At 36.4% G+C, this 25,901-nt stretch carries 20 protein-coding genes; 10 read left to right on the top strand and 10 right to left on the bottom strand.

Features of this window, described 5'->3' with window-relative positions; translation table 11 throughout:
• Window positions 1–15: 15 nt before the first annotated feature.
• Both H4J46_RS07945 and H4J46_RS07940 read left to right on the top strand, forming a co-directional pair.
• Entirely contained in the window at window positions 16–1,290 is a 1,275-nt protein-coding gene (locus H4J46_RS07945; RefSeq protein ID WP_182232992.1) for a YeaH/YhbH family protein, read from the top strand.
• Between the two features lie 23 nt (window positions 1,291–1,313).
• Window positions 1,314–2,840 carry a SpoVR family protein gene (locus H4J46_RS07940; protein WP_182232991.1) on the top strand — a complete coding sequence of 509 codons (1,527 nt, stop codon included), beginning with the start codon at window positions 1,314–1,316 and terminating at the stop codon, window positions 2,838–2,840.
• Window positions 2,841–2,933: 93 nt separating this feature from the next.
• Here H4J46_RS07940 and fadR read toward each other — a convergent pair whose 3' ends face one another.
• Window positions 2,934–3,644 (bottom strand): fatty acid metabolism transcriptional regulator FadR, encoded by a 711-nt coding sequence (fadR, locus tag H4J46_RS07935; protein WP_182232990.1) that lies wholly within the window; start codon window positions 3,642–3,644, stop codon window positions 2,934–2,936.
• A 427-nt stretch (window positions 3,645–4,071) separates the two neighbouring features.
• Complete coding sequence (locus H4J46_RS07930) at window positions 4,072–4,770, bottom strand: FadR/GntR family transcriptional regulator (protein ID WP_182194229.1); 699 nt, start codon at window positions 4,768–4,770, stop codon at window positions 4,072–4,074.
• A gap of 931 nt (window positions 4,771–5,701) precedes the next feature.
• Between H4J46_RS07930 and H4J46_RS07925 the strand changes: the two genes are divergently transcribed.
• From H4J46_RS07925 to H4J46_RS07905, 5 genes are all read left to right on the top strand, one after another.
• Window positions 5,702–6,469: an SDR family NAD(P)-dependent oxidoreductase gene (locus H4J46_RS07925; RefSeq protein ID WP_182232989.1), complete on the top strand. Its 768-nt coding sequence runs from the start codon at window positions 5,702–5,704 to the stop codon at window positions 6,467–6,469.
• Window positions 6,470–7,429, top strand: coding sequence for a 2-dehydro-3-deoxygalactonokinase (locus H4J46_RS07920; protein ID WP_182232988.1), 960 nt, complete (start codon window positions 6,470–6,472; stop codon window positions 7,427–7,429). It abuts the gene before it with no gap.
• 32 nt (window positions 7,430–7,461) lie between these two features.
• Window positions 7,462–8,109, top strand: coding sequence for a 2-dehydro-3-deoxy-6-phosphogalactonate aldolase (locus H4J46_RS07915; RefSeq protein WP_182232987.1), 648 nt, complete (start codon window positions 7,462–7,464; stop codon window positions 8,107–8,109).
• Complete coding sequence (locus tag H4J46_RS07910) at window positions 8,109–9,020, top strand: SMP-30/gluconolactonase/LRE family protein (RefSeq protein WP_182232986.1); 912 nt, start codon at window positions 8,109–8,111, stop codon at window positions 9,018–9,020. The genes H4J46_RS07915 and H4J46_RS07910 overlap by 1 nt, the downstream gene beginning before the upstream one ends.
• A gap of 96 nt (window positions 9,021–9,116) precedes the next feature.
• Window positions 9,117–9,998 carry an aldose 1-epimerase gene (locus H4J46_RS07905; protein ID WP_182232985.1) on the top strand — a complete coding sequence of 294 codons (882 nt, stop codon included), beginning with the start codon at window positions 9,117–9,119 and terminating at the stop codon, window positions 9,996–9,998.
• Window positions 9,999–10,241: 243 nt separating this feature from the next.
• On the opposite strand, the gene H4J46_RS07900 is transcribed toward H4J46_RS07905, so the two are convergent.
• On the bottom strand, window positions 10,242–12,377 hold the full coding sequence (locus H4J46_RS07900) for an alpha-galactosidase (protein WP_182232984.1): 2,136 nt from the start codon (window positions 12,375–12,377) through the stop codon (window positions 10,242–10,244).
• A 240-nt stretch (window positions 12,378–12,617) separates the two neighbouring features.
• On the opposite strand from H4J46_RS07900, the gene H4J46_RS07895 reads away from it, so the two are divergent.
• Both H4J46_RS07895 and H4J46_RS07890 read left to right on the top strand, forming a co-directional pair.
• Complete coding sequence (locus H4J46_RS07895; RefSeq protein WP_182232983.1) at window positions 12,618–14,582, top strand: beta-galactosidase; 1,965 nt, start codon at window positions 12,618–12,620, stop codon at window positions 14,580–14,582.
• A 70-nt stretch (window positions 14,583–14,652) separates the two neighbouring features.
• The gene (locus H4J46_RS07890; protein WP_182233025.1) at window positions 14,653–16,080 is read left to right on the top strand and encodes an SLC5 family protein; all 1,428 of its coding nucleotides are present in this window, start codon (window positions 14,653–14,655) and stop codon (window positions 16,078–16,080) included.
• Between the two features lie 97 nt (window positions 16,081–16,177).
• Here H4J46_RS07890 and H4J46_RS07885 read toward each other — a convergent pair whose 3' ends face one another.
• The 7 genes from H4J46_RS07885 to glpK all read right to left on the bottom strand — a co-directional run bounded on the left by H4J46_RS07885 (window position 16,178) and on the right by glpK (window position 24,444).
• Window positions 16,178–16,498, bottom strand: a complete 321-nt coding sequence (locus H4J46_RS07885; protein WP_182232982.1) for a hypothetical protein — start codon at window positions 16,496–16,498, stop codon at window positions 16,178–16,180.
• 267 nt (window positions 16,499–16,765) lie between these two features.
• Window positions 16,766–17,143 (bottom strand): extracellular solute-binding protein, encoded by a 378-nt coding sequence (locus tag H4J46_RS07880; RefSeq protein ID WP_259365736.1) that lies wholly within the window; start codon window positions 17,141–17,143, stop codon window positions 16,766–16,768.
• 18 nt (window positions 17,144–17,161) lie between these two features.
• Window positions 17,162–17,383: a hypothetical protein gene (locus H4J46_RS07875; protein WP_182232980.1), complete on the bottom strand. Its 222-nt coding sequence runs from the start codon at window positions 17,381–17,383 to the stop codon at window positions 17,162–17,164.
• 190 nt (window positions 17,384–17,573) lie between these two features.
• Window positions 17,574–18,317 (bottom strand): SapC family protein, encoded by a 744-nt coding sequence (locus H4J46_RS07870; protein WP_182232979.1) that lies wholly within the window; start codon window positions 18,315–18,317, stop codon window positions 17,574–17,576.
• Window positions 18,318–18,335: 18 nt separating this feature from the next.
• Complete coding sequence (locus H4J46_RS07865) at window positions 18,336–19,871, bottom strand: tryptophan halogenase family protein (protein WP_182232978.1); 1,536 nt, start codon at window positions 19,869–19,871, stop codon at window positions 18,336–18,338.
• Between the two features lie 100 nt (window positions 19,872–19,971).
• Window positions 19,972–22,650 (bottom strand): TonB-dependent receptor, encoded by a 2,679-nt coding sequence (locus H4J46_RS07860; RefSeq protein WP_182232977.1) that lies wholly within the window; start codon window positions 22,648–22,650, stop codon window positions 19,972–19,974.
• Window positions 22,651–22,965: 315 nt separating this feature from the next.
• Window positions 22,966–24,444: a glycerol kinase GlpK gene (gene glpK / locus H4J46_RS07855; RefSeq protein ID WP_182232976.1), complete on the bottom strand. Its 1,479-nt coding sequence runs from the start codon at window positions 24,442–24,444 to the stop codon at window positions 22,966–22,968.
• A 281-nt stretch (window positions 24,445–24,725) separates the two neighbouring features.
• Between glpK and H4J46_RS17670 the strand changes: the two genes are divergently transcribed.
• A complete protein-coding gene (locus H4J46_RS17670; protein WP_404851777.1) occupies window positions 24,726–24,791 on the top strand; it encodes a DeoR family transcriptional regulator in 66 nt (21 codons plus the stop codon).
• The last annotated feature ends 1,110 nt before the right edge of the window (window positions 24,792–25,901 follow it).

Here is a 25,901-nt window from a genome sequence, read left to right as displayed (position 1 = left end):
AAGTTAGGAGCATAGATGACAAACTTTATCGATAGGCGATTAAATAGTAAAAACAAAAGTACAGTTAACCGACAGCGCTTTATCCGGCGTTATAAAAGCCAAATTAAACAGGCTGTTTCTGAGGCGGTTAATAAACGTGGCGTCACTGATATTACCAGTGGTGAAAATATTACCATTACTAAAAAAGATTTAAATGAACCCGTTTTTCATCAAGGTAGTGATGGCATTAAAGACCGCGTTTATCCAGGTAACGACCAGTTTACTAGCGGCGATCGCATTGCTCGACCGCCCCAACAGCAAGGACAAGGCGGCCAAGGTGATGCAAGTGATTCTGGCGAAGGCGATGATGACTTTGTCTTTACTATCTCCAAAGATGAATATCTCCATTTACTTTTTGAAGACTTAGAGTTGCCTAACTTAGAAAAAAATCAGTTGGATAAAGTCACTAATTATAAAACTGTGCGTTCGGGTTATTGCGCTGAAGGCGCAGCTTCCAATATTGATATTGTAAAATCATTACAAGGCTCAATAGCGCGCAGAATTGCCATGACCGCTGATAAACGCCGTAAACTTAAAGTACTCGAAGCTGAGTTAACCTTACTAAAGCAAGATAGACAGGATAACACTCTAGCTAAAAATAAACTTATTACCGCCATTAGTAACCTTAAAGATAAAATCAGTAAAGTCCCTTTTATTGACTCCTTTGATTTACGTTATCGTAATTACGCTAAACAAGCGGTGCCAACATCAAAAGCGGTGATGTTTTGTATAATGGATGTTTCAGGTTCGATGGATCAAGCCACTAAAGATATTGCTAAACGTTTTTATATTCTTTTATACCTATTTTTAACCCGTACTTATAAAACCATCGACGTGATTTATATTCGTCACCATACCCAAGCAAAAGAAGTTAACGAACATGAGTTTTTTTATTCGCAAGAAACTGGCGGTACCATCGCATCAAGTGCTTTAGAGCTAATGATTGAGATAATGACGCAGCGCTATAATGAAAAAGAATGGAATATTTATGGCGCTCAAGCGTCTGACGGAGATAATTGGGCTGATGACTCTCCGCACTGCCAGCAATTAATGCGCGAAAGTATACTGCCAAAAACCCGCTACTTTAGTTATATAGAAATATCTCAGCGTGCTCATCAAAGCCTATGGCAACAATATGCGCAACTTGCTGATACCGATGATGCTTTTTCAATTGAGCACATTAAAACAGTGGCAGATATTTATCCGGTATTTAGAGCCTTATTTAAAAGAAAAAAAGTACAAGCCGCTTAGGCATTCAATACATTGGAGCTTTTATGACTAAACGTAAACCACTTGACGATAGCAGTGACTGGACATTTACTAAGCTTGAACAATACCAAAGTGAAATTGAGCGTGTTGCGCAACATTATCGTTTAGATACCTACACCAACCAAATTGAAGTGATCACCGCCGAGCAAATGATGGACGCCTACGCGGGGGTCGGTATGCCTATTGGTTATAATCATTGGACCTTTGGTAAAAGGTTTATTCAAACCGAGCAAACCTATAAACGCGGACAAATGGGCTTAGCTTATGAAATTGTTATTAACTCAGACCCCTGCATTGCGTATTTAATGGAAGAAAATACCATGGCGATGCAAGCCCTTGTTATGGCACATGCTTGTTATGGGCATAACTCATTTTTCAAAGGTAACTATTTATTTAAGTCATGGACAGACGCAAATTCGATTATTGACTACTTACTATTTGCTAAAAAATATATTGCTGACTGCGAAAATAAACATGGTATTGATGAGGTTGAAGCTTGCCTTGATGCTTGCCATGCCCTCATGAATCATGGTGTTGACCGTTATAAACGACCACAAAAAATATCGATGGAAGCAGAATTAAAACGTCAAAAAGAACGTGAGACTTATCTGCAGTCACAAGTAAACATGCTGTGGCGAATTGGTGCAGATAATGAGACAGAAGGTAAAAAAATCAAGACAACTTTTCCAACCGAGCCCCAGGAAAATATTCTTTATTTTATCGAGAAAAATGCCCCGCTATTAAAACCTTGGCAACGAGAATTAGTGCGTATTGTCCGAAAAATCTCTCAGTACTTTTACCCTCAAAAGCAAACGCAAGTAATGAATGAAGGCTGGGCTTGTTTTTGGCACTACACTATCCTAAATCATCTCTACGATGAAGGCTTAGTAACAGATACCTTTATGTTGGAATTTTTACATAACCATACTAATGTCGTCGCACAACTGGACTATAGCAGCCCCTATTATTCAGGTATAAATCCCTACGCACTAGGCTTTAATATGTTTATGGATATTAGACGGATATGTGAAAATCCAAGCGAAGAAGACAAGCTTTGGTTTCCAGAAATAGCTGGCAGTAATTGGCTTGATACTGTGCATTTTGCTATGGAAAACTTTAAAGATGAAAGCTTTATAAGCCAATTTTTATCACCAAAATTAATGCGAGATTTTAAACTATTTCATTTACACGATGACAGTGATAAAAACTATATTGAAGTGGCTGCTATTCATAATAAAAGTGGCTATCAACAAATTCGAACTATGTTATCTGACCAATACAATTTAAGTAACCTAGAAGCAAATATCCAAATTATTAATGCCGATGTTAGTGGCGATCGTTCATTAACTTTACGCTATATTCCGCATCAAAAAGTATCACTTGCTGACTCTAAAGATGAAGTATTGAAGCACTTATATTACCTGTGGAAATTTGATGTAAAACTATTACAAGAGAATAAACGTGGGGTTGACGAAATGATTGCACAATGCCCAGAGCTAGATAAGTTGGCAAAAAAAAAGGCAACCATTTAGTTGCCTGATTTACTTTGCATTATTTACTTTACATAATAACGTTAACTTCAAGTTATTATGTAAAGCTATGACTTATTGATTATTATTTCTTAGTTATTCAGCAAGTTCTTTTAATACTTCGTCTTTTAGCTCAATCCAAAGTTTACCTGATTCAATGCCATATTTTCTGACCGCAAATACAGCTTCGTCGCATTGGCCCGCTTTAGCTAGTTCAATCAGTTTTTTATAATAGGTTCGTGATATTTCACGGCCTCGAGGATGAGAATAATACAAACTACCTAAACGCGAATACAAACCTCTGAAGCCATTTAGAATCAATAAATAAATAGAGTTTCCTGAGGCTACGACCAAGTCTTGATTAAGCTTGTAATCAAATTCTGCAAACGCTTCGCCAGTATCTTCAACATTTTCAATGGCTGACAATAATTCAATGGTTTTTTCTGGATTATTTTTAATCGCACCACGGACATATATCGCACTAATATTGGTACGCGCCGACATTAAATTATCTACTAAATCTGGAATCCCTTCTTGATCAAGCTGCGCTAACGTTTCAAGAATGTTAAGGCTAGACGTTTCCCAAAAATTATTAACTTTTGTAGGCTTACCATGTTTAATAGTTAACCAACCATCGCGTGCTAAACGTTGTAGCACTTCTCTTAATGTCGTTCTTGTGACGCCGATAAGTTCTGATAATTCACGTTCAGCGGGCAAAATAGTACCCGGTGGAAATCCACCATTCCAAATAGATTCTACAATATATTGCTCGGCAAATCCTGCTGGGCTGTTCGCTTTTATAACCATGTGGCTCCACATCACTTAAAGTTGACTGTAATTGAAACAGATTGTACCAGAACATCCAATGGACACAAGCGCAATAGAATTGATAATAAATTTGACTAGCGCCACTTAAGTTGAGAATTCGAGGCAGGTTGAGAATTCTATGGCAGATTGAGAATTTTTCTCATTAAAATTTAGCAGCCGATTACAGCTAATGATATGTTACTGACCGCTTAAGAAACAGCAGCTAAAATGTATGCAAAATTACTGTATTTGATTATTTAACCATTACCGGTAGATTTACAAGATATTGAAATACAATTATATAAGCACACAAATTTAGATTTTGAACCTGTAAAAAATGGCTTAGAGATGAAGTTATTCAAGTAACACCGGGGCTTTAACACCCGGTAAAGATACAGAGTGCCGTCAACAAAAGAGCGCTTTACCTTTACAATTGAGATTCAATTAACTCTAGCGCTTCGTCTAAAATAATTGTCACTGCGTTGCGAGCTTTTTCGGGGTTTCTAGATTTTATGGTATCAATAATTTCAGCATGCTTTTTAACATCAGCCCCTGGTACGCCTTTAATCTTGTTTGTATAACGTATACTCACTCTGAGTGCAGTACTTATAAATTCGGTAAGTTGCCCAAAGAATCGATTACCACTAGCAACCAATATACTGGTATGAAATGCAATATCTGCCTCTAAAGGGTCATCTAATCCTAGTTCTGCTTCTTTCATACGAATAAGCGCTTTATCAATATCTTCTAGTTGTTCGAAGGAAGCATTCATCGACGCTAATGCAGCAGCTTGAGGTTCTATCGCAAGCCTTACTTGAGTAAATTCTTTTAACAAAGACAGAGAAGGTTTGTTGCTTAATATCCAAGTTAGTACATCAGTATCAAACATATTCCAGCTACTTTCAGGCAAAACTCTTATGCCCTGTTTAGGGCGTGATGAAATAAGTCCTTTCGCCGACAACATTTTTACGGCTTCACGAGTCGAACTGCGACTAACATTATGTTGCAAACAAAGATCAGCTTCTGATGGAAGCCCTTGGCCAATTGGATAAGTACCTTTGACTATTGCCATCCCTAGATCATGAGTAAGTTGATGGGTTAGGTTTTGTCTAGGAGAATGCTTCATTTAGTGCTGTTCCAAACTTGTTAATTAATATGTTATATCATATTTAATTTTGTAAAAATATGATATAAGTTTATCTCACTAATAAATAGTAGTACCGTAATCCCCCCTAAAAATAATCGAAGTCAAAAGTAGAATCTTCTCTTATGCTATAAGCGGGAAAATATTCATGAAAAAAATTAAAGAGCTAGAAAAAAGTAGACCCTTGAAATAAGTGTCTGCTGGAGAGCGTTTAAAAGCATAAATTATTCAGGAAGCACTGGCAAAAAGATTGCTGAAAGCTTCTGAGTGTAAAGTCATGGTTCAAGAAGCGATACATCATCATAATGTTAGCATCAGTTTAATCTGTAGAGTATTCTCCATTAGCGAAACCTGCTATCGGTATTAGACAAAGCTGAGCAGTGATAATGAAAAATAGCAATTCTCCTCTGGCTTTAACGTTCAAGCAACGATACAGATATATCCTTGCCAGCAGAACGTGTTATTCGAGCTCTTGATAGAGTTATTTAATGGTGTAGTAAACCTAAACGTATTCGCCCTAATAATGCGCTTGAATATATTAGTCATAAACTCGCAACTTGAGTAAAACAGAACGACATTGAATTATGCTTTATTCAGTTAGGTAACCCAAAGCAAAACGCATATATTGAGCGTTTAAATTGGACCGTAAGATATCACTAAGCTCAGTCATTACATTTATCATGATATTGAGAGTTACAAAACAGAGCAACATAATGGTTATAGACTTATAACCATTAGCGACCTAACATGGTGATTGGCGGTATTACTCCAATTCAAAAAATTAAACTAATACAGAGTAAAATGTCTACTACCGACCGCCTTTAAAGTGGAGGGATTACCATACAAGGCATAATAATATTTTCTCTGCTATTAAGAAAAATATATAACCTTTTTAACTAGTTGGAGTATTGGAATGGGTTTATCAACTCAATATAAAAATTTAAAAGATAAAGTCGTTTTTATTACTGGTGGCGCCAGCGGTATTGGTGCGTCTATGGTTAAAGCGTTTGTGCAGCAAGAAGCAAAAGTAGCCTTTATAGATTTAAATCAAAATCTAGCTGAAGAATTAATAAATAGCTTGCCTTCAACCACACTCGGTAATGTGTGGTTTAGAGCGATTGACGTGACAAAATCTGAATCATTAAAACAAGCCATTACCGATGCCTCAGAGAATTTTGGCAGTTTAGATGTACTCGTCAATAATGTTGGTAATGATAACCGTCAAGATATTGAAAAAATTTCGGCACATGATTGGCATAAATGTATGCAAGTCAATCTAGACCCTGCCTTTTTTTCTGCTCAAGCTGCATATAGCATTATGAAAAAAAATGCCTCAGGTAGCATCATCAACTTCAGCTCTATTAATGCATTAATGGGGCAACAACATATGACAGGCTATGTTACCGCTAAGGCCGGATTAATGGGCATGACCAAAGCCCTTTCAAAAGAATTTGGTGATCAAAATATTAGGGTTAATGCAATAGTTCCAGGCTGGGTAGCAACTGAACGTCAATTAGCAAGCTGGTTGACGAATAAAGAAGAAGACAAATGGACTGAATCTATGGCGCTTAAAACAAGGATTTTGCCTGAAGATGTTGCAAATTTAGCCTTATTTTTAGCCTCGGATGATAGTGCGTTAATCACAGGACAAAACATAATAATTGATGGCGGGAGAACATAATTGTTAATTCATGAATATATTGTTGCTGTTGATTGGGGAACAAGCCATTTACGTGCTTTTTTATGTAAAGTAAATAAAGATACCCCCCTGACGTTGGTTGATAAAGCGAATAGCTTAGGGGTAAATAAAGTTATTCATAGCTTTGAACAAACCCTATTTGACTGTATTTCCCCTTGGCTTTCACAATATGGCAAAGTTCCTATTTTTATGATCGGACAAATTGGCTCAAGTCTTGGTTGGAAAGAAACTGACTACCTCCCTTGCCCAACGAAACTTGGAGGCATAGCAGTAAAAGGTGTTAACTTTACTTGTGCTGGCCATGACATCACTATTATTCCAGGGTTGAGCTGTCGTTTAAGTAATGATAATTATGATGTGATGCGAGGTGAAGAGCTGCAAACGCTTGGGTGGCTACAACAAGATACTCAAAGATTTAAAGGGACACATCTAGTTTGTTTACCAGGCACACATACTAAATGGGTGTTGATTAAAGAAGGTAAAGTTGAACTCTTTAAAACAGCGATGACAGGTGAACTTTTTGACTTATTAACCAACCACAGTATTTTAATTAAAAAATGTGATTCAACATTCGATCAACCTGCATTTAAAAAAGGCGCTGACTTTACGTTAAAAAGTGAATTAGGTAGTTTTACTCACGGTTTATTTAGTGTCAGGAGTAAGCAACTTTTTGGAGAGTTAACTAATTCGCAAGCATCCTCATATTTATCAGGTTTGTTAATTGGTAGTGATGTGCGTGCAGCAATGAATGCTGAAGAATGGAACTTACCTGAATTAGGTGAGGTCTCTATAATAGGCGCTAAGCACTTAAGTCAGCAATTTTCACAAGTACTGGAAATACATGGCATCAAAACAAATATGTGCAAAGTTACTGATATGACTTTATTAGGTTTTAATGCAGTATACCAGCAGATTCTAGCATTACCGAGCCAACAAAATTAAAGAGTTAATAGTTTATTAACTAAGGATTATCGTTGGAAAAATATATTAAAAAGCACCCTGTCATTGCTATTTTACGTGGTATAACACCTGAAGATGTCGTCGAAATAGCACTATGTTTATACGCTCATGGGATCCGTGTCATTGAAGTGCCTTTAAATTCGCCTCAAGCAATTAAGTCGATTGAGAAACTTGTTAATGCTCTTCCTGATGACTGCTTAATTGGTGCTGGTAGCGTGTTCAACATAGAACAAGTTATACAAATAGAAAATGTTGGCGGTAAACTCATTGTTTCACCACATTGTGACCCAGATTTAATTCACTATTGCCAATCAAAAAACTTACATGTTATAGCTGGAATAGCAACACCAACCGAAGCCATTTTAGCTTATCAAGCTGGAGCAAGGTGGTTGAAACTATTTCCCGCTCAAACTTACGGTTTTAGTCATGTTAAGGCACTAAAATCTGTTTTACCTAATGACGTACATATCATTCCTGTTGGGGGTGTTTCACAAAGTAATGTTTTACAATGGTTATCATCTGGGGCTAGTGCCTTAGGCTTTGGGAGTAGTTTATATCAAAGTAATGACTCTCTTGATGAAACTATGGCTAAAGTAATTAAATTAAATAAAGTACTCAATATAACCCCCACTACTACTATAAATAAACAATGGCAAACATAATGAGTACTACAACGGCTACGTTATTGAAAATTATTCCTTGTCAATGTCAGTTAGGTGAAGGCGTTTTATGGCATGACGAGCAACAAGCTATTTATTGGCTCGATATTGAAGCCTGTGATTTGTACCGATATTATATTTCCAGTGAGGTATTAGAAAAATTTACCTTACCTCAACGTATGGCCAGCTTTGCATTTACTCCGGTTAATAATCAAATCATTGCAGCCTTTGAACAGGGTTTTGCTCGATATAACTTTATAACATCTCAGATAGATTGGATAAATCAACCAGAGCTTCACATAAAGGGTAACCGTCTTAATGATGGTCGAGTAGATAAGCAAGGCAGATTTTGGGCCGGGTCAATGGTTGAATCAGCATCTACAACCAAACAAAAATCTGCATTATATTGTGTTGATCATCAACTTAACTGCCATAAAAAGATGGATGATTTACTTATTTCTAATAGTTTATGTTGGAACAAAGCAGGAGATATTCTCTATCATGCAGATTCTCCAAGCCATCAAATATTTCAATATGATTTTTGTAAAGAAAAAGCAGCTATTAGTAATAAAAAACTATTTGCAACCACAAACACTGCAACGTTCCCTGACGGTTCAATAGTAGACGCCCAAGATTACTTATGGAATGCGCAATGGGGTAGCAGTAAAGTCATAAGATATAATTGTAATGGTGAAATTGACTTATCAATAGTGCTCCCCGTATCACAACCTTCATGTGTTACTATCGGAGGCGCAAACTTAGATTGGTTAATAGTCACTAGCGCTAAACAAGGCTTATCTAGTTCCGCTCTCACCAAAGAACCCTTATCAGGTAACCTCTTTATTTATCAGTTAACTGGTGCTTCTGGTTTAGTAGACCCTCAGTGCACAATTTGCTTTAACTCGTCTTCATAAAATACCCTTAATTATCCTAAATTTATCACTAGACAAGACTACATCTTAGTGTTTTAATTTAACTTAATTATCATATAAATAATACTTAACTAAATTATGGCCTCAATATTTTTAAAGAGTGATATTGCTAAAGTAGAGATTTTACCTGAATTAGGTGGAGCTATTTTGGCTTATGATGCCAAATTACATAATAGCGTTGTACCTATATTAAGAAACAGCAATAACGCAAAATCTGTGCTAGCTAGTAGCTGTTTCCCGCTTGTACCCTATTCTAACCGTATTAAATATGGTCTTTTAAATTGGCAAGAAAAAAGTAGTCAACTTCCACTGAATCATTTACCTGAAAAGCACAGTATTCATGGGCATGGTTGGCAATTACCTTGGAAGGTTATACATCAAACCGATACTAACTTAACGCTCGAATATCATTATCAACAAGCCGAATGGCCTTTCTCTTATAGCGCTCAACAAGTTTTTACACTGAAAGGCAGTGCGTTGAGTATTGAACTTTCATTAATGAATAACTCAACGAGTAAAATGCCGGCAGGATTAGGATTACACCCTTACTTTAGCTTAACGAAAAAAACATCTTTAAAATGTTCTGTCGAACAGATGTGGGCTGTAGATGACGAAAGTATGCCAACAACACTTATCGGTGCGCCTAAATCTTTGGCTAAGCCGGAAGGGTTATTAATAACAAATAGTAATTTAGATAATGTATTTACTGGTTTTTCTGCTGCAGCGACAATCGTTTGGCCTGAATGGAAGGCTAAAGCCGATATAACCACGTCTTCAAACTGTAAGTTTATCGTGGTATACAGTCCAAAAAATCAAAACTACTTTTGTTTTGAACCTGTTACTCACAGTACCGATGCTATAAATATGTCAAACAACGGAATCGATAATACGGGTATTATGACGTTAAATCCTCAAGAAAGAATGACAATATCAATGTCTATTACTCCTAAAGAAACTTAGCTTATACTCGAAACACTATTGACTACAAAGGTGTTGCTCACTTAATAATAAAGTGCAGGCTTAAGCTTTCAACGAGAAGGTTAAAACGTATTCAGCCATGTTTTGTAAGAGAATCAATCAAAACATGGCTTATGCCCTTTCAGTATTGAACATTTTGTATTAAAAATTTTCTGAAATTTTTAAATTTCAACGACTAAATCCCTTTTATGTCGACGTTAAAAAATCCAAATATATTTAAAACAGTTATTGCGTATCGTTCAATTCAAAAATTAATGACGTCTGAGGAAATAATACTGGCAACTGCATGCCCAACTGCATAAGTGCTTCACCCGAAAAGTTTTTGCCCTGAATTTTACTTAAAACAGAAGGTGAATATTCCTTAAGTTTAGTAGGCCAAACCAGTGTTAATTTATAGACTTTATCTGCAGATAACCCGACAAATTTATACTTAGGTGGCGTAGTTCTTTTCGTTTCATGGATACTATTATAAGCAAAAAGTGCTTGTGATTTATCCTGGTTAATTATACCAAAATTAATTGAGTCACCATCTTTATTCAAACGAATTAACTCACCACTGTGAATTAATTGACGATGCTTTTTATGTAACGCAATAATTGTAGATAACTGTTCACAGTCTTCATCCGTTAATTCTCTGGGGTCCATTTCTAACCCCATATGACCAAAAAATGCCACTGCAGCACGCATTTCCATACTGACAATTCTACCTGTGATATGGCATTCTCTTGGCCCAATATGAGCGCCCATGACTTCACTAGGGAAGAAGAATGAGCAACCTCGTTGAATCGATAATCTATCTAAAGCATCATTCGAATCAGAGGTCCACACGCGGTCAGTATGAGCCAGTACACCATAATCCACACGTGCTCCACCTGAAGAACAACTCTCAATTTCAACATGTGTGTGCTTTTGCTTTATGCGATCAATTAATTGATATAAAGCTGTTGTTTGTTGATGTATAGCAGGCTTGCCTTGTGCGTTACCTGCGTGATTAATGTCTCGATTCATATCCCACTTAATATAAACAATTTTAGGATATTCGGTAAGAATGTCATCAATCGCATGAAATAAATAATCAACCACTTCGTTACGTGATAAATCGAGTACTAACTGGTTACGAAAGTTTAATTGTTGATTACCTGCTGTTGCTAAAACCCAGTCAGGGTGCGCGCGATATAAATCACTGTCTGGGTTCACCATTTCAGGTTCAAACCATAGTCCAAATTCCATGCCCTGTTGATTAACATGATCAATAAGAGGCGATAAACCGTTAGGATAAATTTCTTTGTCAACAACCCAATCACCTAAACCAGCAAAATCTCCACGACGGCCTTTAAACCATCCGTCATCTAAAACAAAACGCTCGGCTCCTAATCCTGCGACTTTATTCGCAAGCTCTTTCAATGTGTCGACATCATGCTCAAAGTATATCCCTTCCCATGTATTATAATGTACAGGACGGGGCTTTTGGCTGAGTTTTGGCGATAATAATTCACTGCGAACATATTGATGGAAACAGTTAGATAAGCCACTAAAGCCTTGATCAGAATAGCCAGCATAGAGTATTGGGCTTTGATACGATTGTTGCGGCAACAATACTATCTCTCCCGGCATTAATAATTCACCTAATTGGACATAACTGCGACCTTCAGGTAACAGTTCTGCACGCATTTTATGGTTACCGCTCCAACCAAGATGAAAGCCGAAGCATTCACCCGCTTGTTCATGGGTGAAATTATTGTGCATTACCATCCCAGGAAAGTTGTCATGAGAGGTTTTTCCTTTACGGTTTTCACGTACAAAACTGCCCAGAAATAAGTCAAGTGAATGGCATTGAAATTCATTTGACCATCGTCCTTCAAAAGACATTATTTTATTCATTTGATCAGACAACGGAATTGTGGGTGTCGCACACCAATTAACCGTTACTGATTGTTCACTCAGATTCACTAACTCAGTATATGCGCTCAGCACATCAGTGTCGTGATGCAGTGAAAGCGTATGGACTACTTTAATTTGACGAATATCATCTAGCGTTTCAAAACAAACTTTATGTTCATCTATCTGAATAATATCAACAAGTTCACCACCCAATGACCATGCATAATCGTCATTGTTAATTTCAATACCTGGAGATCCTGTAAAACCCTCTCCTAAAAGAGGAGACAATGAAATAGGCGCTTCAATAACCAACGAACATTTTGCTTCTTGGCGAGTAGACAGTAGCGATAACATATCTGCAGAGGTTTGTTTAGATAATAGCTTTCCCCAATAAATTATAGCGGGTGTTTTACTATGGTAATCAATGATTAAGCTAGCATTAGAACTATTGAGCTGAACAAAGTGTTGGTGTGATTTCATTGTAAACGTCCTTCAAATTCAAATTTAAATTCAAATTCAAATTTATTTATAGTTTATTTATAGTTTATTGAATGTAATTATGATTAATATATTTACTGAATTGCATTATTTGATCTAAAGCATCAAGAACTGCCAAACGAATGCCTTAAGATAACACATTAATAATTTCACTGGAATATATCATATAAATAAGGTTAATATGCATAATATACTTTCAAATAATAAATTGGTAAAAATTAAATGTTAGGTGTTTGTTATTATCCAGAGCATTGGCCAGAAAAAATGTGGGCACAAGATGCTAAAGAAATGCGCGAGCTTGGCTTACGTTATGTTCGTATTGGCGAATTTGCTTGGTCAAGAATAGAGTTCAGTGAAGGTGTTTATACTTTCGACTGGTTAGACCGTGCAATAGAGACTTTAGCTAATGCTGGTTTAGAAGTCATTATGTGTACGCCGACAGCGACCCCACCAAAGTGGTTGATTGATAAATATCCTGATATTTTACCCATCGATATTAATACAGGAACAAAGCGTGGTTTTGGCTCACGTCGACATTATGATTTTTCTAGCAAAAATTATTTTCGTGAAGCAATGCGCATTTCTGAAGTTTTAGCAAAGCGTTATGGTGAACATCCAGCAATATGCGGTTGGCAAACTGATAATGAAATTGCATGTCATGATACCACTCACAGTGGTTCACCTGCAGCAAAAAAAGCATTTCATGCTTGGTGTCAAACACGTTATAAAACAATTGATAAACTTAATACCGATTGGGGCACCGTTTTTTGGTCAATGGAATATCAAAGCTTCGATCAAATTGAACTCCCTATATTAGCGGTTACAGAGACTCACCCTGCTCACCAATTAGCTTATCGACGTTTTAGCTCAGATCAGGTGATCCAGTTTCATAACAAAATGATAGCGATAATTCGCCAATATGCACCGAATAGGTTTGTCACCCATAACTTTATTCCTATGGTGGACACCCAAACTGACAATTATGCCCTCGCTGAAAATTTAGACTTTGTCAGTTATGATAATTATCCACTGGGTCGATCTGACATGTTCTTTAAAGATAAACCCGCTAAAGAATTCAAACCTTATATGCGTACTGGCCACCCTGACTTTGCCAGTTATGACTTTGATCAAAGTCGCGGTATCAGTAAAAAGAACTTTTGGATCATGGAACAACAGCCTGGCCCTGTAAATTGGGCACATCACAATCCTCGTCCAGAAAAAGGCATGGTACGTTTGTGGTCTTGGCAAGCTTTTGCACACGGAGCAGATTGTGTTTGTTATTTTCGTTGGCGCCAAGCACCGTTTGCTCAAGAGCAAATGCATGCGGGCGTTAAAAGAAATGATAATTCAAAATCAGCCGCATGGGCAGAAATCGAACAAATGCGCGAAGAGTTAAAAACCGTAGACTTCTCTATCGATGCACCTGTAGAAGCAAGAGTTGCTATATTATCAGGTACGACTAACCAATGGGTGAGTGAAATTGAACGCCAAGGCGACAGTTACAACCACCAACAAATAGAGTTCTCCTACTATTCAGCATTGCGCCAATTAGGTCTAGCAGTAGATTTTATTTCGATTAAAGGTGATTTTAGCCAATACGATTTAATTCTTGCTCCATGCTTACCGATTGTCGACGATGCTTTCATAGAAAAATGTAAAAACTCGAATGCTCATTTTGTTTTTGGCCCACGTTCAGGGGGGAAAACCGACGAGCTTTCATTAGCACCGAACTTACCTCCGGGTAAACTTCAAGCCTTGTTGCCCATCAAAGTATTGTCAACTGAAACCATTCGTCCAGATTGTAGTGAACAATTGAATTATAAAGATAAAACGTTTGAAAGCAGATGTTGGCGTGAAGAGTTAGAAATAACCAAAGACGTTATCGTTGACGCTAGATATCACGATCAATCACCCGCGGTGGTTCGTCATGATAATACAAGCTATATCGCCACCTTAACTTGTGATGACTTTCTAATTGAACAATTTGAGCACTTAGCAACAGAGCTCGATATCGCCACAGTAAGGTTACCTAAAGATATGCGGATTGTTCATCGTGGTGATCTCGCTTATATCTTTAACTACGCAGGAATAGCACAAACATTCCCAGCAAAAAATATGGGCACATACCTGTTAGGGCAAGCTTCTATGGCTCCTTATGATGTTGCTATTATCAAAGTAAGTAAATAACTAAATAACTAACAAAGATTAGTAAGGGGAATCAGTGAATATTCAAATAGGCGTATTTTTATTCATCACTATGTTAATTGCATTTTTAACTTATTTAAAGTGCAGAGGACACGGTAGAGGAAAGGGAAAAGACCAACAAAATAAAGAGTACTTTTTAGCGGGTGGTGGGTTAGCATGGTACTTTGTAGCCGGTTCAATAACACTCACAAACCTAAGTACTGATCAATTAGTAGGATCAAACGGCACACAAATGGCCTTGTTAGCATGGTGGGAGTTTGCCGCTGTTGTTGGTTTGATACTTCTCGCAAAGGTTTTTTTGCCTGTCTATTATAAATACAACTGCACCACAACCACGGAGCTATTAGAGAAACGCTATAATAACAAACATATTCGTGCTGTTATCGGTGGGATGTTTTTTCTCAGTAGTGCATTAATATTTTGTCCTGCAGTAATTTATTCTGGTTCATTATTTATGCAGACAATGTTCAAAGTCGACATTCCTTTAATGTACATTGCTACTGCTTTCGCTACGTTAGGCGCAATGTACGCCATATTTGGTGGGCTTAGAGCTGTTGCGGTATCAGATACCTATTCTGGTGTATTGCTTCTCGGTATGGCTATTGTCGTTTTATTTCTGGCGTTGAATGCCATTGATTATGATTTTTCAGGCATTCCAGAGGAAAGACTAACCCTTATTGGTGACAATGATTCTCCAATACCTTGGCATACATTACTAACAGGTATGATTTTTATTCAAATGTTCTATTGGGGAACAAACCAAGTTATCACCCAAAGAGCAATGGCAGCCCCTAACCTTAAGGAAGCCCAAAAAGGTGTCTTTGCTGCGGTAATTATTAGAATTATTATTGTCCCTGCCATAATCGTTATTCCAGGAATAATCTCTTTTAAACTTTACGGAGATATCGGTGACACTGCTTATGGTCAGATTGTTGGGGATTTATTACCCGGATGGCTCTCTGGAATTTTTGCCGCTGCAATGGCTGCTGCCGTGCTCTCAACCTATAATAGTAATTTAAACTCTGCAACCGCTTTGTATGTTTGTGACTTCCATGAACCTTATATTAATAAAGATATAAACGTACCAAAGTTAAGTGCATGGATAACCGTTGGCCTAACCATTGTTTCGTTAGCACTTGTCCCCGTTTATCAACAAGCTGAAAGTATTATAAATTTACTTCAGCAATTATGGGGGTTATTTAGTATGCCTATACTCTCAATATTTATTGTTGGTTTATTATTTAAGGGAGTACATGCAAACGCTGGTATTGCGGCAGTATTTTTTGGCGTATTACTTTACGGTTCATTATCATTTGAATTTTCACCATTTCATGCGCCCTTCGGATTACATTACATACACTTAATGTTTGTCACATTAATTTCATGTGTATCATTTGCCTTAATGGTAAATCGCTTTGTATTTAAAAATAAAGCGAGTTTTTCTTTCTCAAAAAGCGAAGAAGAAACAGCATTAACTTAAGCGAAAATCTTTAAGAATAGAGTCATTCAATAAAGTGCGAGTGACTCTATTTTTTAATAGTTATTAAAATTTTCATAACGAGACCGTGATAATAAACTTAATCGAGCCTCTTCCATTTTTTAATAGTTTTATTTATATCTGAGTTATAAATAAAATCACGCCAAATAGACATATTTTGTTGTACAAATTTTTCTTCTGCTTCTCTGTTAAAAAACAAGGTTTGTTGACGTAAATTATTCAAAGATTGTTGTACCGATTGAAAAATATCATTCTTAGGTATATCAGAGAATTTATTCGCGGGTAGAAAATGACTGCCTCTATTAAATTTTTCTTGAGCAGACTTTGATGATAAAAAAATAAGCAACTTTTTAGCGAGCACCTTATTCTTCGACCGCTTTGCTATAAAAGCAATATCCACAGGGGAAATCTCGACATTCTCTACCTGCGGGTTGATTTAAGGAAATGAAAAAAAACCAATTTCATCCAAATTTTTGGGTGGTATAAAAGCAGTAACATAACTTCCCGCTAACATTAAACCACCAAGCTCTCTGTAAAGATATGGTAGGCCATCTCTTAAACTAGATTGCTTTTGAACAAGAAAAGAACCTGACTCTATCAACGCTTGCCAATATTTAAAAACCAATCGAATTTTCGTTGAATCAACAGGCGATTTTCCTTTAATAAATCACTGATGAAAGTCATATCCATTTAATCGTAAATTTAAAAATTCAAACCAGGCACTAATTTCCCAACTGTATTTTGAAGCGACATAAATAGGAATGATTTTTTCACTTTTCAATACTGTCAGTAAATCTATAAATTGCTGCCAATTTTTTGGTGGGAGAAGTGATAATCGTTCAAAGAGCATTTTGTTGTAAAGCATTCCCCATTGATAGCGAGAAAAAGGAATGGCATAAATTTGCTGATTATACGGAATGTCATTATTGAGGTTGTCTGAAAATTTATGACTTAATTGATGCGTTTGCCAAATATCCGTTATAGGCGTAACAAGATCAAGGCGTATATATTTATGAAATCTCTCTCCTGCCATCCAAAATACCAAATCATACCCAGTATCTTTCTATAACATTTTTTTCAAATCTTTTTTATAGGACTCACCTTCTCTTACAATAAAATTAATTTTAACATTAGGATTTTTTTCAAATGTCGCAGCTAATAAATAGACCATTTCACGTGCAACACCGTTTGTTCCGGCAATACCAATAGTAAGCACGTCTTCAGCTTTTAATTGAGAAGAATTTAAAAGATTAATAATAACAAAAACGTAGAGTAGGTAACGCATTTAGTAATCCTAAAAATAAGGAACAAATTGAGTATAGGGTAGGCACTATTTAATAGCGAACACATGTGATTTTTTGATATTAACTTTTGAACACCTAACAATCTGTAAACATTCAAAAGCCAATAAGTGACTAATCTTTTTATTAATAGCCTTTTATATTTAATTGACATATTAATACGGTTATAGCGTGCTAAACGACCTTCATATTGATTGAATTAATATCCATAATCTTCTTCTGACTGTATAGCTTGATCATTCTATTTATTTGTATTAAAGAAGCATGCATAGCCATAATTGGGGGATAGTACCCACGTTCTATAAATAACAACTTTTGTTCTGCCGTTAACTGAGACAGTTTTTCTTCGTTAATACTATAAAGTCCTTTTATAACTTTATTTTCACCATTATCACAATTAATATGAAGCTCTAACTCCATCAATAGATTGTGTTTTAATAACTCAGCAATAAAATGTTCGGTACTGACATGAGCGTCAAAAACAGCAGATAACGCTTGATTTACATGAGTTAGTCTTTCTTTGTTTGATCCGTCATCATTCAACAAGGACGCTTTTCCATCAAGACTAATGAGCTGACTGTGTAAATTAATACATGAGGTCATTTGCTGTTCACTGTCAGGGTCTGAACCGAGTCCAAAAGGTAACAGAGATAAGCTTTTTGGTAGATAAGCTACATCATTCGATAATTGCCCATTAAAGAATATATTGTCTTGCTGCAAGCCGAGTAAGGCTATTGAAGAGAAGTTACCGTTATGGCTACTTTTTGTAAAAAAAAGTGGGTAACTTGACGAAGAAGGAACAAACTCATCAGCACTTATTAGTGCTTGATTTTGTAAACTGATGTCATGCCAATCAACCCCTTTACTGATGGTAAGAGTTTTCTTCAAAGCCTGTTTAAGTGGTGTAAATGTTGTCATATAAACTCTATATTTTAATTAAACTTTTTGAAAGTCATGATATTTAATTTTAGTTAATAAGGCTCTGTGGTCAGGTAAACGTTGACTTACTTGAACCGTAGCTTGTTTATTTAAATAGAATAATTTATCTGCTATTTGTTGTTCAGACACTAAATGTTCACGTTGAGATAGATCTGTTTGAAAATCCATTCCATAAAGTACATAAAGATAACTCGCTGCTGGAAAGGTTTCAACGGCACTCGAAAAGTCGTACTCATTAGGGGGCTGATATTTCCATAATTTTAACTGTTGAGATAAATGGGTAGGCATTGAAGATTCAGCTCTCATCGCCTTCCAAAAAGGCTCTTCACGTTTACTCAGTACGTAATGTAACTTCAAAAATTCGATGATTTTCTGCCATCGCATGACCATATCATGGTTAAAACGCTCGGCAACGATGGGCAATAAACTTTTACAGCCTGGTAATTGTTGGGCAATTTGTTCAGCAGAAATTTCAATTAACATTAATGCTGCTGCTTCTAAAGGCTCTAAAAATCCAGCAGAAAGTCCAATAGCGACACAGTTTTTATGCCAAAACTTTTCGCGATGTCCTGCAGTAAACTCAATTTCTTTCACATTAAGTTGATCGCTTTCAACACCAATATAATCTGCTAACGTTTGCTTTGCTTGTGCTTTTGTTGTGTATTCACTTGCATAAACATAACCAACGCCACGTCGGTTACTTAATCCTATATCCCATATCCAACCACTATCTTGAGCGATAGACTTAGTATGAGAGGCTACTGGAGATTCTTCATCATCGTAAGGTATTTGAACTGCTAACGCTCTATCAGCTAATAAAACATCTGATTTTTGTATAAAGGGTACATTAAGTGCCTGCCCCAATAATAAGCTAGAAAATCCTGTGCAATCGATGAAAAAATCACCCGAGACATTTTTACTGTCATTTAATTCGATTTGCTTGATGTTGCCATGCTCATCTAATTTGACTTGTTCGACAGTACCAATAACATGAGTTACCCCTAAATTATCTACCGTATGTTCTTTAATTAACTGGCCAAATTTTCCAGCATCAAGGTGATAGCCATAATTTGCCTGACCTTGAAATTGTTTATCCGTCATACTTTTTGGGGCGAGATTTAGGTCACATAACAGGGGTTGAAAACAGACACTGCTAGCAAAGTTTTGTTTACTTGCTTGCAGCCAGTAAGGACTTAAATCAAATTTACCATGTGCTTGCGGCGCTGAGAATGGATGGTAAAACTTATCGTCTTCCTGCCCATTACACCAACCTATGAACTGATTTCCTTGTTTAAAACTTGCATTACATTCACGTAAAAAAACATTTTCATCCAGTCCGATTTTCCGTAACGTATTACGCATAGTTGGCCAAGTTCCTTCACCCACTCCTACCGTTGGTATATCACTTGATTCTATTAAAGTAATAGATATTGAAGAAGTTTTACTTTCAAACTGTTTTGCGAGAAGTGCCGCTGATAACCAACCTGCAGCGCCTCCTCCCACAATAATAATTTTTTTTATTGGGTCTGTCATATAACCGCCTTAATAAGTATTTATCTTTTTATATTATCAAAATATAATATAAAAAAAGGGGTCATAGACCCCCAATAAAACGTGTATCTATCAACTTAATCTAAAAGCTGGCACGAACACCTACAGCCCAACGTGCGCCTGTACTTTCTAAACGAACAAATTGATTTTGATGGCGTCCATGACGTCGTGTCTCTTCATTAGTAATATTAATACCTTCGCCAAAGAGGGTGATCGTTTCATTAATGTCGTAGCTAGCACTGATATCCCACTGAGCATAAGACTCTGTATAAAGTGGTTCTGAACCACCAAAAGGGCTAACTAAATTTTGCAGAAATTCATCACGTTTATTATAGGCGATGCGTGTTTGAAAAGGGCCTTTCTCATAAAACGCAATAATATTTTGTGAGTCACCTAAACCTTCCAAAGCAAACGACTCTGAAGCACTATCATCAATTGTTGCATCACTGTCAACAAAAGTAGCGTTCGCCTGAATACCAAAACCTGACTCCCAAGTATGAGTCCATGCTATTTCCAAACCATTAACTTCGACTACGTCACCATTTCTTGGACGACGCACATCAAAATCATAGCTACCACTTTCTAAATTAAACACTTCTTTAGCGACTGTGCTCGTGATGAAGCTATCAACTTCTTTACTAAATACTGCTAGAACAAAGTTACTTGTATCTGCATAATAATACTCGTAAGAAAAATCCCAGTTAGTTGATAGGTATGGTTTTAAGTCTGCATTACCACCCGAAGCTTGATTATTATTAGGACGAGAATTGGTAATAGTAACGGCTGGATTAAGTGCACTCATTGTTGGGCGTGTTAATGTTTCTGAATAAGCTAAACGTACTAACATCTCATCTGTCAGCTCAAGCTTCAAATTCATACTTGGCAAAATATTAGTATATTTATTAGATGAAGTAACGGGTGTTCCATTATCGCCTGCAGCATAAATTTCATTTAAATCTGAAGGGTCATTTGGTATTGGCTCTAAATCAACAAGTTCACGTGTGATACCTGATAAATTAGCATCGGTTTTTGAGTAACGAACACCTGCATTTACTGTCCAAGGCATATCTCCTAGTTCACCTTCAAAGATAAAGTCTACATAGGCACTAACGACATCTTCTTCAACAGTATAAGCATCAGACTGGCTAGTTGGGTTGTTATAAGCTTCACCTGTAATAGGGTCTAATGATGCGCGATATGCGCCATATTCTGCTGGGTCGTAAGTTAACCACGTGTTAGGTACGCCAGCAAAAAAATCATTGGCAACGTAAGGGGTCAACAAAGCTGATGATACGTCAGTACCGTAACCACAATAAACACCACAATCACTTGCGAAAAGTCGTGATGCTTCTTTTGTTCTATTTTGAGAATAAACACCCCAACGCATTTGAGTAAAAGTATCCTGTCCAGTTTCCCATTCAAAATCTACACGGTATTCATTAAGTTGATCATCACGATCCCAGCCATTACGTTCATTATAATGAGCTTTACCAGCTTCTGCATTTAATAAAGCAGCATCGCCACCAGCAACACTTAGTGTTGGCGCATCGCCACCTGCGCGGTTATCCCATGTATAAGCGTTGTTATAACCAATAACATTAAAGAATTCTTTACCACCACTATTTTCTTGCGCATTTGAACGCGATAGATCAACAGTCATGGTAAGTGCATCATTGACCATATATTCTATATTAAGGCCAAAAGCGTTCATATCAACTTCACGACCAAATGAACGACGAATAAAGTCAGTCGCTCCTGCATTTGAATTTTCAATATAAACAACGGTATTGTTTTCATCTACTTCAGCATCAATAAAATTGCCTTCAGAGAACCAGTGACCTGCATTAGTCGCTTGTGAATCCACTTCAAACTTAGAAATTAACCCATCAAAAGTTAATGTTAACTCATCATTTGGTGCGTATTGAATGACAGCTGTTCCACTTGTTCTTGTGCGCTCTTGCTCATCAACACCAATATCGAAGTTTTGTGGTACATTGACGTTATTAAACTCTTTACCATTTTGAGCAGTGAAATTAACACCTGGGCGATAATATCGAGTTTCCATCATGTTAGTTTGTGAATCACGCTGTTGATGAGAAGCAGAAACAAGTACCCCTAAACGATTATCCATAAAGGTATTAGTGATTAAACCAGAAACTTGCGGTGATGTTTCACCACTTAAATCATCATAAACACCTTTGACAGAACCTGCAGCTTTAAAGCCTTCAAAATTGAATGGACGAGCAGTCTTAATATTTACCGTTGCACCTATACCACCTTCTTGCATTTCTGCTGTCGGACTTTTATAAACATCAGCACCCGTGATAAGTTCTGCTGCTAACGTATCAAAACTAAATTCACGACCTGAGTTTTCTGTTGCCATTTGGCGGCCATTAACCGTAACCATATTAAACTGTGGGCCAAAACCGCGAACAGAAACGTATTGCCCTTCACCGCCGCTTCGATCGATTGAAACACCGGTGATACGCTGCAAAGACTCTGCGACATTTTGGTCTGGAAATTTACCTAAATCTTCAGCTGTAATACCATCTGAAACATTTATAGCTTCTCTTTTGTTCAGCATTGATGCTTTTAAACTGCTACGAAAACCTGTTACGACAATAATTTCTGCTTCTTTTTCTTTCTTTTTTACACTGCTATCATTTTCAGCAGCATATGCACTAGCATTAGTTAACGCACCTGCAACAGCTATAGCGATTGCCGTTCGTTTATTGAATTTTGAAATGTTGCTTGTATACATTTTATTCCCCGTTATTTTAATTATAATGTTTTTTCTACATTTTTCTTTTATACTTTAAAAGCTACTAAACCTACTTAACCTATAAAGCTTATTTATCATATAAATACATTAATTGAGTAATAATATCAACTATTATTTGCATAGCCAACTAATGTATTTAAGGATTTTTAAATATGATTTATGCTAAAACAGCACAAGACATAGATTTTTATTTAATAAAATTTAACAACTATTGATTTCATCAATATATAAAAATCATCTACATATACCTAAATTAAAAAATTTTAATAATAAAAAATGATAGTGTATCTGAAATTAACTTTGTACTTTTTTTACTGCGTCTAACCACTTTCCATACAATGCATTACGCTGCTGGTTATCAAGTTCTGGCGTAAAACGTTGATCACAGTGCCACATATTAGCCAACTGTTCAGTTGAGTTAAAAATACCAGCCTTCAGTCCTGCTAAATATGCAACCCCCAGCGCTGTCGTTTCAATTATTTCAGGACGATCAACGGTTGCGCCAAGAATACTTGAAAGGAAACTTAACAACCAATTATTAGCAACCATTCCACCATCAACACGAATCAGTGTAGGTCTAAGACCATCTCTTTCCATTGCTTTTTGTAAATCTTTCGTTTGATAACAAACCGATTGTAAGCCCGCTGTAACAATCTCATTTATCCCTGAATCACGGGTTAAGCCAAGAATGGCCCCTCTCGCATTAGGATCCCAATAAGGAGCGCCTAACCCCGTAAATGCTGGCACTAAAAACACACCATGGTCCAAGGGCATCTTTTCAGCAATTGACTCAGTTTCGCATGCACTATTAATTAACTTTAAACCATCACGTATCCATTGAATTGTGGCGCCAGCCATGAAAATACTCCCTTCAATGGCATAGGTGGTTTTCCCATTGAGTCTATACGCCACGGTAGTTAACAGTTTGTTTTTGGATTTTAAAGCTTTATCACCAGTATTTAACATTAAGAAACAACCTGTACCATAAGTACTTTTAGCCATTCCCTCCTCAAAACAAGCTTGGCCAAACAAAGCAGCCTGTTGATCTCCAGCCATCCCTAAAATTGGAATTTCATCACCAAACAATGAACTATCCGTATAGCCAAAGTCATCTGATGAATCCATTACTTCAGGTAACATAGATGGTGGAATATTGAATAATTCGAGTAATTCTTTATCCCATTGTTGATCGTGAATATTAAAAATCATTGTTCTTGAAGCATTAGTGGCGTCTGTTCGGTGAACTGTGCCATTGGTAAGATGCCATAACAAAAAAGTATCGACAGTACCAAAAGCAAGCTCTCCCCTTGCTGCCTTTTCTTTCGCACCAGTTATATTTTCGAGTATCCAACGAATTTTAGTTGCTGAAAAATATGGGTCTAACAATAAACCGGTTTTGTCATTAATAAGCGTTTCTATGCTAGGAGACTTTATTGACTCGCAATACTCAGAAGTGCGACGGTCCTGCCAGACAATTGCGTTATAGAGAGTTTCACCCGTATTACGGTCCCACACTAAAGTTGTTTCTCGTTGGTTAGTAACGCCTATAGCTGCTATCTCTTTCGCCTGTATATTATTTTCATCAAGTACTTTTCGACAAGTGTTGAGTACTGTTTTCCATATATCATTTGGATTATGTTCAACCCAACCATCTTGAGGGAAGTGTTGAGCAAACTCTTCCTGCGCTACAGCATGAATTTTACCTTGCTCAGTAAAAAGTATGGCTCTTGAACTAGTTGTACCTTGATCTATAGATAATATGAATCTCAACATCGTCACTATTTATCTTACTTAATAAAAACATTCATTCGATAATGCACATTTATTTTAAAATTGGCAATCAATATTTTCATTTTCGAACATTCCGTTGTAATAATATTTTTTTAAAAACATCTATCATCTGAGATAATTTTATTATATTTCAACTTTTAAATAATAGCGGCCGCCTTTACGGCGCTCAATCAACGCCAAACTGCACTAGCAGATTTAGTTAATGCAAAAGTCTTTATAATTATCGATGAATGGGTAAAAATTTTGGTGTAACACCTTAAACTATTCGAAGAGATCTTAACTTACTCGCTAGCTTAGGTATAATTATCCGTCATCATGGTGGAGCATAAAATTCTTCAACTACTGAAAAAACCTCATACCAGTCGCGTAATATATCAAATTTAGCAGCGAAATAGAGTATCGCTTGTAAGTTAGTAAAAATGACTTTTAATGTGGCTGCTTTATTTATTAATATAGGTACCACTACAGAAACTATCACTCGTGCTTTACTTAATCATAAAGCCTTAAATATAGTCAAAAACAAAATTCATGCCGATAACATTTTACTTACTAAATAATACTTTAGCGCTATTATTACTGCTAGAGACATTAGACATTGAGATAGTGGCACTATTGGTAAAGCTACTGATGATTTTATAAATCAGCTGTAAATATATTTTGATATTATTGGCATCAGTGGAATTAGTAATAATGGTTATTTACTTGGCGTTTATCTTAGAGAAGTTCGTGTTGCTCAAGCTATAATATATAACTCAACTAATGTTCTCTTGCCGCGGTTCAATTAAAACTTGCTCAAGACGCAATGATAAAACAGGATAATATTATGACTCAAATCGACCATTTATTTTCTGATACAAAACCGCCGATAAAAATAGAAGAGATACTTTTAAATAACAACATATCAATTCATATCGTTTAGTCTCTAAACTTAACCAGGAAAACTGACTAATAAAGCCAACTAATTTTATTTATTTAATGTATATCATTGATTGATAACCTGCTAAATAACAATTAGCTAAGTCATTTCATGCTGTAAAAAACGCCCCCTCCCTTAGGTAGTGAATATTAACGACTAAATTCGAACTTAAACGAAAATAAAAGCGTAAAGAACGAACATCTTATTTATCACACAAATTAGCTTTAATTAGGATAAAAAATGAAAGAAGAAAGCGCGTTATTTGACGTTGTAGGTATAGCTGCTGGCATCAAGGGAGCAATGGCACAGGTACTGCTGCCGCAGACGCATAAGTCTTAAAGTATTTTTATACGAACAAAACGATTTTGCTTCAGCAACATCTTCAGATAGCAGTAAGTTAATGAAATAACAAACTAGCTTAACGCTGAGCCAACAATTATTGCAAAAAAAAGTCAGCATGATTGAAAGTAGCCTAAGCATTTAACGTAAACTATCATTGATTCTAGTGAGTAGTGGCTTATTT

It is taken from the genome of Colwellia sp. MB02u-6 (genome assembly GCF_014077095.1).
Lineage (GTDB): Bacteria > Pseudomonadota > Gammaproteobacteria > Enterobacterales > Alteromonadaceae > Cognaticolwellia.
Note: the sequence above shows the minus strand (reverse complement) of the source record. Positions and strands in the feature narration are given on the sequence as shown.

What these genes read in the sequence shown, in the direction of transcription:
- H4J46_RS07945 (WP_182232992.1), top strand. Translation starts at nt 16, where the DNA reads ATGACAAACTTTATCGATAGGCGATTAAATAGTAAAAACAAAAGTACA.
- H4J46_RS07940 (WP_182232991.1), top strand. Translation starts at nt 1,314, where the DNA reads ATGACTAAACGTAAACCACTTGACGATAGCAGTGACTGGACATTTACT.
- fadR (WP_182232990.1), bottom strand. Translation starts at nt 3,644, where the DNA reads ATGGTTATAAAAGCGAACAGCCCAGCAGGATTTGCCGAGCAATATATT.
- H4J46_RS07930 (WP_182194229.1), bottom strand. Translation starts at nt 4,770, where the DNA reads ATGAAGCATTCTCCTAGACAAAACCTAACCCATCAACTTACTCATGAT.
- H4J46_RS07925 (WP_182232989.1), top strand. Translation starts at nt 5,702, where the DNA reads ATGGGTTTATCAACTCAATATAAAAATTTAAAAGATAAAGTCGTTTTT.
- H4J46_RS07910 (WP_182232986.1), top strand. Translation starts at nt 8,109, where the DNA reads ATGAGTACTACAACGGCTACGTTATTGAAAATTATTCCTTGTCAATGT.
- H4J46_RS07905 (WP_182232985.1), top strand. Translation starts at nt 9,117, where the DNA reads ATGGCCTCAATATTTTTAAAGAGTGATATTGCTAAAGTAGAGATTTTA.
- H4J46_RS07900 (WP_182232984.1), bottom strand. Translation starts at nt 12,377, where the DNA reads ATGAAATCACACCAACACTTTGTTCAGCTCAATAGTTCTAATGCTAGC.
- H4J46_RS07895 (WP_182232983.1), top strand. Translation starts at nt 12,618, where the DNA reads ATGTTAGGTGTTTGTTATTATCCAGAGCATTGGCCAGAAAAAATGTGG.
- H4J46_RS07890 (WP_182233025.1), top strand. Translation starts at nt 14,653, where the DNA reads ATGTTAATTGCATTTTTAACTTATTTAAAGTGCAGAGGACACGGTAGA.
- H4J46_RS07875 (WP_182232980.1), bottom strand. Translation starts at nt 17,383, where the DNA reads ATGCGTTACCTACTCTACGTTTTTGTTATTATTAATCTTTTAAATTCT.
- H4J46_RS07870 (WP_182232979.1), bottom strand. Translation starts at nt 18,317, where the DNA reads ATGACAACATTTACACCACTTAAACAGGCTTTGAAGAAAACTCTTACC.
- H4J46_RS07865 (WP_182232978.1), bottom strand. Translation starts at nt 19,871, where the DNA reads ATGACAGACCCAATAAAAAAAATTATTATTGTGGGAGGAGGCGCTGCA.
- H4J46_RS07860 (WP_182232977.1), bottom strand. Translation starts at nt 22,650, where the DNA reads ATGTATACAAGCAACATTTCAAAATTCAATAAACGAACGGCAATCGCT.
- glpK (WP_182232976.1), bottom strand. Translation starts at nt 24,444, where the DNA reads ATGTTGAGATTCATATTATCTATAGATCAAGGTACAACTAGTTCAAGA.